General features: G+C 33.9%; 13 protein-coding genes. 3 read left to right on the forward strand and 10 right to left on the reverse strand.

Features of this window, described 5'->3' with window-relative positions; genetic code table 11:
* Positions 1-12: 12 nt before the first annotated feature.
* Both HMAT_RS16580 and HMAT_RS16585 read right to left on the reverse strand, forming a co-directional pair.
* Positions 13-870 carry an alpha-1,2-fucosyltransferase gene (locus tag HMAT_RS16580; protein ID WP_104383941.1) on the reverse strand — a complete coding sequence of 286 codons (858 nt, stop codon included), beginning with the start codon at positions 868-870 and terminating at the stop codon, positions 13-15.
* Positions 867-1,880 carry a glycosyltransferase gene (locus HMAT_RS16585; protein ID WP_104383942.1) on the reverse strand — a complete coding sequence of 338 codons (1,014 nt, stop codon included), beginning with the start codon at positions 1,878-1,880 and terminating at the stop codon, positions 867-869. The genes HMAT_RS16580 and HMAT_RS16585 overlap by 4 nt, the downstream gene beginning before the upstream one ends.
* A gap of 342 nt (positions 1,881-2,222) precedes the next feature.
* On the opposite strand from HMAT_RS16585, the gene HMAT_RS16590 reads away from it, so the two are divergent.
* The gene (locus HMAT_RS16590) at positions 2,223-3,224 is read left to right on the forward strand and encodes a hypothetical protein (protein ID WP_104383943.1); all 1,002 of its coding nucleotides are present in this window, start codon (positions 2,223-2,225) and stop codon (positions 3,222-3,224) included.
* 2 nt (positions 3,225-3,226) lie between these two features.
* Here the strand turns inward: HMAT_RS16590 and HMAT_RS16595 are convergent, their stop codons facing one another.
* The 5 genes from HMAT_RS16595 to HMAT_RS16615 all read right to left on the reverse strand — a co-directional run bounded on the left by HMAT_RS16595 (position 3,227) and on the right by HMAT_RS16615 (position 7,882).
* Positions 3,227-4,030 (reverse strand): hypothetical protein, encoded by an 804-nt coding sequence (locus HMAT_RS16595; protein ID WP_104383944.1) that lies wholly within the window; start codon positions 4,028-4,030, stop codon positions 3,227-3,229.
* 107 nt (positions 4,031-4,137) lie between these two features.
* The gene (locus HMAT_RS16600) at positions 4,138-5,190 is read right to left on the reverse strand and encodes a glycosyltransferase (protein WP_104383945.1); all 1,053 of its coding nucleotides are present in this window, start codon (positions 5,188-5,190) and stop codon (positions 4,138-4,140) included.
* A complete protein-coding gene (locus HMAT_RS16605) occupies positions 5,190-6,146 on the reverse strand; it encodes a lipopolysaccharide core biosynthesis protein rfaS (protein ID WP_104383946.1) in 957 nt (318 codons plus the stop codon). Before HMAT_RS16605 ends, HMAT_RS16600 begins: the two co-directional genes overlap by 1 nt.
* Positions 6,115-7,131, reverse strand: a complete 1,017-nt coding sequence (locus HMAT_RS16610) for a hypothetical protein (RefSeq protein ID WP_104383947.1) — start codon at positions 7,129-7,131, stop codon at positions 6,115-6,117. Before HMAT_RS16610 ends, HMAT_RS16605 begins: the two co-directional genes overlap by 32 nt.
* Entirely contained in the window at positions 7,106-7,882 is a 777-nt protein-coding gene (locus HMAT_RS16615) for a glycosyltransferase family 2 protein (RefSeq protein ID WP_104383948.1), read from the reverse strand. The genes HMAT_RS16610 and HMAT_RS16615 overlap by 26 nt, the downstream gene beginning before the upstream one ends.
* A gap of 410 nt (positions 7,883-8,292) precedes the next feature.
* On the opposite strand from HMAT_RS16615, the gene HMAT_RS16620 reads away from it, so the two are divergent.
* Together HMAT_RS16620 and HMAT_RS16625 are read left to right on the forward strand one after the other, a co-directional pair.
* The gene (locus HMAT_RS16620; protein ID WP_233789397.1) at positions 8,293-8,904 is read left to right on the forward strand and encodes a glycosyltransferase family 32 protein; all 612 of its coding nucleotides are present in this window, start codon (positions 8,293-8,295) and stop codon (positions 8,902-8,904) included.
* A 33-nt stretch (positions 8,905-8,937) separates the two neighbouring features.
* On the forward strand, positions 8,938-9,900 hold the full coding sequence (locus HMAT_RS16625) for a glycosyl transferase family 90 (RefSeq protein WP_104383950.1): 963 nt from the start codon (positions 8,938-8,940) through the stop codon (positions 9,898-9,900).
* Here HMAT_RS16625 and HMAT_RS16630 read toward each other — a convergent pair.
* From HMAT_RS16630 to HMAT_RS16640, 3 genes are read right to left on the reverse strand one after another with little or no spacing between them, the layout of a single operon-like run.
* The gene (locus HMAT_RS16630) at positions 9,895-11,004 is read right to left on the reverse strand and encodes a glycosyltransferase family 1 protein (RefSeq protein ID WP_104383951.1); all 1,110 of its coding nucleotides are present in this window, start codon (positions 11,002-11,004) and stop codon (positions 9,895-9,897) included. The two genes, HMAT_RS16625 and HMAT_RS16630, sit on opposite strands and share 6 nt — an antisense overlap.
* Positions 11,001-12,026: a glycosyltransferase family 9 protein gene (locus tag HMAT_RS16635; protein ID WP_104383952.1), complete on the reverse strand. Its 1,026-nt coding sequence runs from the start codon at positions 12,024-12,026 to the stop codon at positions 11,001-11,003. The genes HMAT_RS16630 and HMAT_RS16635 overlap by 4 nt, the downstream gene beginning before the upstream one ends.
* Positions 12,027-12,030: 4 nt before the next feature.
* On the reverse strand, positions 12,031-12,636 hold the full coding sequence (locus tag HMAT_RS16640) for a DUF4254 domain-containing protein (RefSeq protein WP_104383953.1): 606 nt from the start codon (positions 12,634-12,636) through the stop codon (positions 12,031-12,033).
* Positions 12,637-12,709 lie beyond the last annotated feature (73 nt).

The following is a 12,709-nucleotide window of genomic DNA, read 5'->3' on the forward strand; positions in this document are numbered from 1 at the left end:
AATCTAAATGAGTTAAAATGTAACAAAAGTCGGTAAAATCAATCCCGTGGTATCTATCGTGGCATCATTAATCCATTTTTTTGGCGATACCACAACTTTCTCTGGATTATCGTTTAACCAAGCACCCCACCAGCTAAAGCTGCTATTTGCAATAATATGGTGCTTACACAACGACATTAATTGTAGATCTCTAAAGCTATTGGAACCTACGTTGTGCTCAACAAAAATCGCATTTAAATTCTTAAATCTAGATTTACACCAGTTTATATCATTGGAAAATACTATAAATAAGGGCGATTCTTGTGTTTCAAGGATATACTGTATGCTCTTTTCATAATATTCTTCTGTACAGATATCTTTAAATAATGGTTCCTGCAGATAATCTCCTCTACGAACATGTAGTGATACCGCATTTTGTTGCTGTATCAAGTGCTGTATACGTATATTTTCAGTGGCTTTAAATGGAGGGAATGTAAGATGCTGACGAAGAAGCGATGCTACTTGATTAATATAGTCAATATGTTGCCAATATCCCCAATAATAGCGACTTCTGAGGTCCTCAAAAATATTTTTTGTGTAAGAAAAAGGCGAAGTTTCCTCAAAATAGATATGCTTCGTATTATACAGTCGCCTTAGTTTTCGCCACAACCATTTGCTATTGTGTCTGGTATAGATATTTGTTTCAAAAGTACTGAGTTGTGGAAGTTTAATGTTGAATACTGTTTCTAATTCGAAACCATTGTGTAGGTGGTAGCCATTAAAATCTTCTAAATCGACTTTTACGTGCTTAAATTTTTGTTGCAATGCCAAAAAAAAAGCATACTGAAAGAGCTGATTTCCCAGACCGCCTAAGAATTTTACTATTTTCATTTTTTAAAAATAAAAAGATTTTTGAACGTATTCTTAAATGCCCGGCGTAATTGTTTAGCATTAATATATTTCCATCCAAAGAACGGAGAGGCAAAAAAATAGAGGAGCGTATTTTTTTTACCATTATTCATAATTACCTCGTACCATTTTTGGAAAATAAACTGATATGTTCTAAGGGATAATGATTCATTAGAGGGATTGATACGACTTAGTAATTGAATATAAAATTTCTTATATTCAATTACGCTAATACTAGGCCATTCAAAAGGAGGTGTTATCATTTTCTGATATTTTATCTCCGAGGGTAGATCAATGTTACGAAGAATATTTTCTTTTATTGGTAAAATTTGATTTTCAAGTTCTAATGCATATTTTTTTGAAATGCCTGAAGTATGATCGCGATAAAAAAGTAGACACTTATCTAAATTTGATACTGGATACTTTGTTGAAATTCTTAGAAATAAATCGTAATCTTCTGCAAGGGGAATTCGGTATCCATTAAATTCTCTAAATACATTCATTCTCATCATAATTGACGAGTGTGTGAAATTGTTGCCAAAAAATAAGAGGTGCCGAAGTAAATCTGGGTCTGTTTCTACCTTAAATTTTTGCCCTGTAGGTATTCCATTTGGATCTATTACATCCGCATGACCACCTATTAGAACAAGTTCAGGCCTCTTATTAAATTCATTTAAAAGTAATTCTAAACGATCAGGGATAGCAATATCATCACTGTCCATAATTGCAATAAACTCACCTTTACCCTCCTGTAAGGCTCTGTTGCGCGTAATGACGACACCTTGGTTCGTATGATTTTGAAGTAGTCTTATTCTACTATCTTCAAATTTCCTAATTTCATTTAAGGTACCGTCCAAGGAACAATCATCTATAATTAGGAGCTCAAAATTATTATAGGTTTGATCTAGGATACTCTGAATTGCTTGTGCAATATATCTTTCCGTATTATATGCGGCCATTAAGACCGTTATTAAAGGCTGCTTTGAATTCATTATAATATTATTACCAAGTTTGGTATATTTAAGCAGTGCTTTATTTAAAACACTAGCTCAGGACAGAATTATACAATATTTTCTTTTGGTGTAAAAATATGTAAAAATATTGAAAGGTCATTTTATTGAATCTATAAACAAGCATTTCCCGAAATTTATCTCGACAATAGAAGATAAATCATTTTGAAAAATATTCTAACATCTAGGAGTATGAAAGCTAATATTTATCTTTGTCATGATATCGGTTAGAAAGTCCAAGGAAGAGATAATATTATTTTCAACATAACATATAAAAAGAATACTATCTGCTAGTATATTTGGGACTTATGATTTAAATATTTTATGAAGAAAAGAATTTTGTTGCTTGTTCCAAATGATTATAAACTATATTCACTAATAGAACGAAATCTGCTAGATATTGGTTTTGAGGTAACGGTTGTCCTTCACGATTCCATAAAATTTCGATATAAAAATATATTCCAGAGACTCTACAAAACTTTTAGAAAAATTTATGATAGGAACAACGGATATAAAAAGAAACTTGTAACTGATTATAACGCTATTCAGCTGACAAAAATAATTGAAGAATTTGAAGAATTTGATTATTGTTTGGTACTCCGTGCAGATTTTTTTCATGAAAAGGTATTATTAGCGGCCAAAAATAAAGCTAAATATATGGTGTCCTACCATTATGATGGGTTAAGACGGAGTCCGGAGATTTTTAAATTGATTCCCATATTTGATAAGTTTTATGTATTCGATGAAGATGATATTATCTCAAATAACGAACTACAGACCCATCTTTTACATAATTTTTATTTTGATTTTGCTCAGGAAACTAATTCAATTAATTATGATGCTTATTTTTTAGGCTTTTATCATCAAAGTAGGGAGCATTTTTTGTTGAATTTGTTCGATATATTGACTAAAATTTACAAAAAAGTAAAATTTCAGATTGTTTTTATATCTGATCAGCTAGAAAATGTAGGTCTTTATATGGAGAGGGGGGTAGAGTGTTTAACTGAAGTTATTCCATTCGAAGATTATCTGAAGTTTATAGAACAGACAAAAATAATTGTGGATTTTTTAATCGGCGATCATAATGGATTATCGTTTCGGATATTTGAAGGATTGAAATACGAAAAAAAAGTGATTACGACAAATATCAATGTTGTTAAATATGATTTTTATCACCCGAATAATTTTTATGTTTTAGACTATTCTTCGATGAATGAAGCAGATATAATTACATTTCTTAGAGCTCCATATGTTACTGTGGAGCTTGAAATAAGAAAGAAATATAGCTTTTCCTCATGGATCAGTCAAATATTGGATGTCGATTAAATTTAATAATTTGCTTCTGATGCTACCAAATTTCCATCTTCGTCAAATTTCCAGGAACTTGAGCCAGAGGAAGTTTTCATGTATACACTCTGTTCTTCTGTAAGATTTTTGGGATCCAAATACCAGCCCATGTGTTTACAGGTAAAATTTCCTGAAATACGGATACCCTCATAAAATTTCATTGGTTTCACCTTGAATTTTTTCGGATATTTAGGTTTATAAAGGGCAAATGTAGTATCTATTCCAGCTTTGTATATGTTTGGCTCTAATTTTTCCAGCCAAAATTGTTTTTCCCATTTTAGTACTTTTTCTTTAAACGGATAAAAATTTGGGATTGTTTTTAGGTCAAGTGCAAATCCAACTTTTTGTATTTTACCATGATATCTATCCATGATATTTATCATTATATCTAAAAAGTTGTCTGGTAATTTTTCGTTCGGAAGAATATCGGCATCAGTAATACAATAGTATCCGTATCCATATTTTTTCTGAAGATCTTCATGTTCAAAAAATACCATGTGTCCTAAATTTTCAGACATCATCTCTATTTTTACTTTGCCGTTAATTTGCCTATAATAAGTTAAAAGAGGTTCATATGTTGATTTATTATCAATAATTATTATATTTTTAATATTTTTAGCTAGAAGAAAAGAAACCAAATTTTTTAAATTTTCCAACTGATTATAATTGATAATTATAATCGGAATGCTCCTAGGATCTTTTCTTTGTATTTTTACTTTCTTATCGAAATAAATTAAAGATTTATACTGTAAAAAATGATATATCCGTTTTAATTGTTTTTTCATTAGTAAATTTCATTTTGGTAACTGCAAATTTAGTAAAAATAGTGTACACATACATTATAGAGTTTGAATATTTTCTTTTTGCTGTATAATTTTTATTTTAAATTAAATTAACGAATCAGTTTTTTTAAAGTATTTTTCCAAACATCTACTATATCGCTAATTTCATTATTTATACTATAATTATTCAAAATAAAATCCGAAGCTTGTTTTCTTTGAACTGTTACAAGATCAACGTTTGTTTCAAATAGATTTATTATATAAATAATTTTATTTACATATCCAACTATGTCTCCTTCTTCTACAGAATATGAAAACTCTGGTTTGAAATATTCTGCTCCGCCTCGGCCTTTATAGCCAACAACGATACAGCCGCAGGCCATCGCTTCGGCAGGCGGCAAACCAAATCCTTCTCGATGATTGAAACTTAAAAAAATTGAACTTTCACGCATAATCTGTGCCACTTCTTTTTCTGATTTATCTTCAATTGGAACCAGATTCCAAGAACCATCCATTCCTCTCAGTCGAAGTATATTAATAACTTGTGAGATGTCGTGAGACAATTTTCTTGGCATAAAGCATATTTGTTTTTTCTTCTCTTTGGAATAAAAGAACAGTTCATTGTTTATTCCTAACCTTAACTTATGAATTGGAATCTTCGGAAATGTGTATTTAAGATAGCTTTGAGAATCTTCGGAGACTGTTATTACCGCTAAAGTTTTATCATCAGTATATGTATTGTTTTGTAAATCAAAATTATCTGAATGGTCAAATGTATAGTAACAGTTTTGATTGAATATTACTCGTGGTAAATTAGGCGTAATTTTATGCGCATTTAATCCATAAAATTCTGGAAAGACCAGTATTGAGTTGCTATCTATTTTTTTACTTACCATCTTCAGAAAGAATAATGTTAATCTTCGAAAGATATTTATGCTTTTTGAATTTGCTTTGTATTTTATTTGTTTGAAAATATATGGACTATAAGAAATTGGTGGATTATTTTGTAACCATCTCTCTCTATTCCCATGCCATTTATGTAAAATCCTTGCATTGATTCCATTGTTATTTAATACCTCGACCTGTCGGTACATCTGCTTGACCCCACCAGTAGCATACTTATTTGTAGGGCAGATAAAATAAATGATTAAATCTTGTTCCATTATGATATAATGCTTTCAACCCAATTTTTTAAGGAGTATCTTTTTGCTACTTGTAAACTTGGCTTAAGATACTTTTCATCAAGAAATTTTTTAGGGAAATCTATATTATCAATATCCTTTATATATAAAATATTTGTTGCATTGTAAAATTCTAAAGATTTTACATTTTCAGCTGTTGTGATTAGCTTTTTCTCTAAACCTAAGGCCTCAAATGGCCGAAAAGAAAGCCCTTTTTGATTAGAATGTGATAGATCTAAAATTGCTTTGCTGTCGAAATAATATTCACAGGATTTTTTAAAAGGAATAATTTGCTCGATTACTTCCATGTTTTCAGGGAGTTTTTCTTTGATCTGATCTTTTTTATAAACAAAAATCCGTGCTTTTGCATTTATACCTTGGCTGTCGAAGTATCGAAATAACTTAATAGCATCATTAATTCTATTGTCGTATGTCATCAACAGGGCCACATCAAATTTTATTTCCCAATTCTGGGCTTCTTTAAAGTAAAAGTTAGTGATAGGTGTAAATCCATAATGAATACAGTCATCTGGGTCGAAGCTTAAGATATTATCAAATTTAGCAAGATATTCATTTGGTTGTGGAATTTTTTTTAGACTATCCCACAAAATTACCTTGCTTTTTTTTGATTTGGTTATGGCTTTCTTTAAAGCCTCTTCGGTTAATAGGTCAGGTCGATTCACAATAAGTAAATCATATTGTCCGAAGTCTTCAATGGTTTGTTGGATATATTGTTCAGTCTTTATTTTTTTTAAATTATCTTTTTTGAATGTCTTTAGAAAAAAATTATATATCTTTTCGCCAATGTTTTTGTACTGATAGGGTCTCGTAGAATTTATTTCAATTACTTCATAACCACTAAAGGATTTTAATCCACTATATACAACTTCGTTAAATCCGTAATAATTAGGAGCTATAAAGAGTAATTTTTTTTTCATCTAAAGTTTGTTCGAGATCAAATACTTTTTCAAGCCAACTGTCTAATGTATATTTCCTATAAAGTTCGATGGCGATTCTTTTATAAGGGGTATGAAAAAAGGATTCATTTAAGATTTCCAAATCTTTATCGATATATAAGATATTTTGGGGATCGTAAAAATCATAATTTAGAATGCTTGGATTGTCAGTTATGATTTTTTTTTCCAGAGCCATTGCCTCAAAAATTCGGAAGCTTAAGCCCTCCTGTCCGTCCCGCATCAAATCGAGAATTACTCTATTCTTCTTATACTCTGTTAATACCTCATCTATATAAATGGGTGTTTTTCTTAGTTGGATATACCCGTTAAGTAATTTATTGGAGGATAATTGTTTTATTTTCTCTTTCCATACCTGTTTCCCCACCACAATAATTTTGCTTTTTATTTTCATTGTAGAGAGACGGGACGCTAATTTACGGAGCAATTTAATACGTCTTTTGTCATAGGATGTTATATAGAATAAGTCGTTTTCAATCGTATCACATTTGAGAGGCTGATCAGAAAGATAGTTATAATTGGTGATCTTCTCAAAGCCATATTTTTTAACGTCTTTGTCTTCAAAAGAATAGATCTTATCAAACAGATCCAATTTGTCTTCCACAGGAAAACGTTCTAGATTGTCATATAGATAGGATATTAAATTGGGAGTATATGATTTGATCTGCTTAATCGTTTTGTAATCCAACGTGTGAGGATTCAATACTAGTATTTTATCCTGCGGCCCTAATTTTGCCAATGACTCAAGCACATACTGCTGACGTTTGACATGCTTAATATTTCTGTTGAGAAAAATTTTACTGATAGCATTGAAAGCCCGTTCACCGAAATTTTTGTACCGATAGGATCCCATATTAATATGAGAGGCATCAATACCCTTTTCTTGTAACTTCTTTACAATATGGTGGTCGTAATTCCAGTAATCAAAGCTTATAATACAAATCTTCATTTTTTTCTTCTCTTTTCAACGACATAAAAGTTTCATGTACGCTGAGACTCTGTAGGTAGCAAAGTTGATATCCTCGTCGTCCGTCAAGAATACCTAGTTTCAAAAAGTATGCCTTAAAAAATTTAAAGGATACTTTTGCTAGGTGACTCAACAGCGAATATCGCTTGTTCTTAGCATAGAGCTCCTTGCCTTTAAGCTCTCCATAATGAACCATTTTCTCTTTATAAGACGCATAATCAGCAAAAGAATAATGCCATATTTTATTTTTTAAGCTACCGATCGTCCCGTTGACAATTAACGTCTCGTGGACTTTCTTTTTGGTATCATACGTAACCTTACTCTTTTTGAACAGACGGAAATTCTTGTCATTTTGTGTTCCAGAAAAATTAATCCGTTCACCACAAAAGAAAAAAAGACGGTACATGTAATACGCATCCTTAGCTTGCGGATCATTTACCGTTGACAATATTTCAGCTTGACTAGCGGCAGGTAAACGTTCATCTGCGTCCAAAAATAAAATCCAGTCATTATTCGCATAAGTCAATGCTAAATTCCGCTGCTTGGTGAAATCTTCAAATTTATTTTGATAAATCTTTACTTTTGGGTGCAATCGAGCTCGTTCCAATGTTTGATCTGTGCTGAATGAATCCAGAAGAATAATCTCATCTGCAAATTCCATACTCTGAAGAACCTCGTCTATATTATTTTCCTCGTTGTATGTGATAATTAAAGCGCTTATTTTTTGACTCAATGTTTATGATATAATTGAAAATTGGACCATATGATATTATAACGTAGTAGATCTTTATATCGTTACAATATTTTTAAAAAAATGACATTTGATTTTCTGAACTAAGACCACAACTTCTTAGGACTTTTAGTATTTTGTGACAAATATATTACATATTTTTTTGTAATAGAATATAAAAAATAAATTGTTGGGTATCTTACAATTTTTATTAAAATAAGCAGAATTTAGTTTACTAAATATATGAAAAAAGAACGTTTTTAAGGATATATCTTTATTTTTGCAGTTAGACGATTTCAAGATTTTTTTGTCGTCCTGTTTACGCTATTTATTTCCATTATTTTAACTTTTTAATTCAGGTGGCGATTCCAAAGGTTATATATCAGACTTTTAAAACAAATAAGATCCCTTTATTGACTAAATTTTATATTTGGCGATTCCTGAAACGGAATAAGGGCTATCGGCGAGAGTTTTTTGACGATACGCAAATTGATCATCTTGTTAGAGAATATTTTGACCAACGTACTTATGACGCTTTCGCCCGTTTGCAAATTGGGGCCGCCAAAGCGGATTTTTTTAGGTATGCTGTTTTATACGTTCACGGGGGGATTTATTTGGATTTGGACAGTGATATTATCGGCCGCCTGGATGATGTCATTAAACCGGAGGATATTGCCGTAATCGCACATGAGAACAACAGAAGTCTCTATGCGCAATGGGCCCTGATCTATGATAAAGGCCATCCTTTTTTAAAGAAAACCATTGAGTTGATCGTGAGAAACATCGAAGAGAATCGGTATCTCCATGATGTACATCAGATGACCGGACCCACAGTTTATACTGAGGCAATTAATATGGTATTGGAAGAAGACCCCAAAGTGCCGTTTCGTCGTATAATAGATGATTATCGAGGCTTGCTGAAATTCAAATATAAATTAAGCAAGATTTTAATTTATGGTGACCGATCATTGCATTGGAAAAAAATGCAGCTGAATACACCAGTTATCAAACCCAAAGACAAATAGAGGCGCATTGCTTGATATATTGTTATTTATGTCATGAGTTTAAATTACAAGAAGTTTTTCTTTAAGAATAAAAATGTAAAATTCTTCTATTATCTGGAAGTGTTTTGCAGTGAGGTAATACCAAAGACATTTCTTAGGAAAAAGGCGCGGAAAATATTAACAATGAATTGGGGAAGCCGATCAGAATGGTTGGAGTTTCGAGTCAACTATTATAATAAATTGACACCGGGGCGAACGTTATCAAACGATGCTATACGCATTAAGGATTACCGAATTCCCAAAAGAATCAGGGTTTACTATTTTGATAGTAAACAGTATTTGAATTATTTTAGCCAAGAACTGAAATTTCAAATTTTGCCGGGCGATATCATTGATATTCCATCAAATCCGGCCCTTGTAAAAAGTAGGCCCATTGCTGGAGATAATGCTAACTCGGTGCTGCTAAATTTAGATAAGAGTCGGCATTTTAATTTTATTGAAGACCATATTCCACTTTGTGAAAAGAAAGACATACTGGTGGGGCGAAGCATGTTTGCGCAAACACATCGCCGGATATTTTTTGAAAAATACTATGACCATCCATTATGTGATCTAAAGAAGGCATTCAAAACTTCAGATCCTGATTACCTTTCTATCACAGGACATCTTTCCTATAAATTTATATTGGCTTTGGAGGGGAATGATGTAGCGACAAATTTGAAATGGATTATGTCCTCAAATTCGATCGCTGTTATGCCAATGCCGAAATATGAAACTTGGTTTATGGAAGGTACACTAATACCGGATCATCACTTTATTTGTATTAAAGAAGACTACTCAGATCTAGAGACCAAGCTTAACTATTTTATTGAGCATGGGGATAAAGCCGAAGCAATCGTGAAAAATGCTAATGATTATGTAAGACTTTTTATGGATCAACGCGAGGAAGATGCCGTTTCACTTCGGGTATTGAAAAAATATTTTATTTCAACGGGGCAGGACCCGTTAAATTCATAGGGCCGAATAAATTGAAGACATCTGCTGTGCGACACGGTCGTCATTGAATTTTTGTACAAATTCTAATCCTTTTTTGCTCATTTCCTGACGTCTGTATGTATCTTCGAGCAAGGATTTAATCGCATCATACATCTGGGAGATGTCTGTAGGATCTACATAACAGGATGAAGGTCCACCAGCTTCTGGGAATACGCCCATTTTACTTGTAATAACCGGTGTGCCCGAATAGAGTGCCTCTATAATGGGGATACCAAAGCCTTCATAAATAGAAGGGTAGATAAATATGGAGGCTGCGGCATATAAAATTGCCAGTTCTTCCATTGCAAGCCCCTGAAAGAAAAACACCTTGTTTTCCAGCTTATTCTGCCCGATATATTCCATGATTTCTTGGTGGTACCGTGTCGGTTTGCCAACGATAACTAACGGAATAGCCAGGTCTTTGATCGCTTTTATTACAGGTAAGATATTTTTTCGGGCTTCAATTGTTCCAACATTAAGCAAAAATTCTTGTGGTAAACCAAGCTTTTCTTTGATCGCCCTTTTTTGTTCTTCGGATTTGACTGTTTTAAAGGATTCATGGCATCCTTGATAAACGACATCAATTTTATTTTCAGGGATGTGAAATAAATCAATAATGTCATTTTTTGTACACTCGCTTATAGCAATGATACGGTCGGCAGCTACGCAGGCATGTCTGAATTTCTTTTTGTAAATCCAGCGATCTATGGGATGATAGAGCTCCGGATGCCGCATGAAAATTAGATCATGGATTGTTACGATAGACTTAATATCTGCTTTGGCAAGACCAGAAGGAATTTCTCCTGATAAGCCATGAAAGATGTCTATTTTATCTTTCTTAAGATCATGGACAATACGTCTGTGTCGCCACAGGTTAGGCCATCTTGTATTAATAAATCCCTCTGGCAGGCGGGTTGTCTTTTCGAGGTCCGGATTTTTAATATCGTAATTTCCAGTTTTTGTAGTATACTTGATGTATTCGTTCTCCGGGACGTATTTTTCCAGAATACGAACGAGATCACGGCTGTAATTACCCAGACCGGTTTTGTTCAGAAAAAAGCGCTTTGCATCAAATCCTATCCTCATCTTATCGCTGTTATTTTTTCGATCACCATTTCCGGTGTAATTAAATCAATTGCCTCTGTACCGTCACAATCGCAAGGTTTGTTGCCATACACGGAACTAGGGCGGTTGGGATGCTCCACTTGGATACAGTCCTCAGCTTGCTGCCCATAACCCGTAAATCCTGCGTAAGGATGTGTTGCCCCCCATAACGACAGGCATCTTACGCCCATCAATGAAGCCATGTGCAACCCTGACGAATCCATGCTGATCATCAAATCCAGATTGGATATGATATCCAGTTCTTCTCTCAACGTAAATTTTCCAATGGTATTGTAGGTGTTTGGAAAACGTTCAGTCCAGTTTTGTGCGATTTGAAACTCTTCCTTACCTCCCCCGAAGAGTAATACATCATATCCATTGTGTGTCAGATAGTCTATGATCTGTTCCATCTTTACCTGTGAAAGGATTTTGTAGCGATGTTGTGCAAAAGCTGCAATACCAATTTTTTTTCGTTCGAAATTGCCGAACATGCTAAATGCCGCTTTGGGTACATCTTGCAAATCAGAAGTTAATTTGTGACTTAGTTCAAAGGTGAACCCCAAAGCACGGAATACATCCGCATAGCGCTCTACCGTTAACTTTAACTGCCGCCTAACCTTATGTTCTTTGCGTGTCAGCGCATTCTTCTCTGGGCGTCCTTTGTCCAGTTGTTTGACCTTGATGCCGGAAAGTGACAGGAGGACATCAAGGATGCGCGAACGTAAGTTGAAGTGTAAATCTGCTACAGCGTCTGCACTATATTGTGCCAACTCCTTTTTTAACCGAACTAATCCAAAAAAACCTTTATGGGTCGTCTTAGGTTCAATCGCATGAAATATAACATTCTTTATGCCGTCAAAAAATGGTGCAAAAAAATGACGACTCACCATGATAATCTCCACCGTAGGATACTGCCGGCAAAATTCTTTCAATACAGAAGCTACCATGGCGACATCGCCCATGGCCGAAAATCGGGTTATTATAATTCGCTGCGGTAGTGGCATGTCCTTATTTTCCGGAGGTATAAAGTACAGGGTTCAGTTCGGGGTCGTTATACATTTTCATCTGCTTATAAACTTTCATGTATTTTTCACCCGATTCTATAGCTGTCAATAATTCGTCGATACTTTGTGAAAGATCGATACGTTGCTCCAGCAAGATGTTCAATTTGTCCTGACAGGCAGAGATATGCGCTGCTGTGGCATCTGAACGGAGTGTTTCCTGCTCCATGTGGTAGATTTTTAAAGCGAGGATGGACAATCTGTCGATGGCCCAAGCCGGACTTTCCGTGTTGATCTTTGCTGAAGGTAATGCTTCGATACATTGATATTTCTGCAAAAAGTAGCTGTCAATATATTCTACCGTGTCCGTGCGGTACTGGTTAGACTCATCGATGCGTCGTTTCCAATATAATCCGTCCTTGGGATCAATGGCAGGATTACGTACAACATCCTCCATGTGCCATTGTACGGTGTCAATCCAGCACTTTAAGTACAGGAGATGTTCTAGGGATTGTTTGTCATACGGATTCTGGATTGGATGATCAATCTGATCGTATACGTGGTAATCCTGGATAGCACGTTGAAAAATGGGATTTGCTATTGCACTAATCATGGTACAAATATAAAATATATTATGGAGTTATCCTTAACTACAAGCGCTGTATAAGCACAGTAAAATTAGCGAT

This window comes from Sphingobacterium sp. HMA12, from assembly GCF_002933815.1.
In the GTDB taxonomy this organism is placed as follows: Bacteria; Bacteroidota; Bacteroidia; order Sphingobacteriales; family Sphingobacteriaceae; genus Sphingobacterium.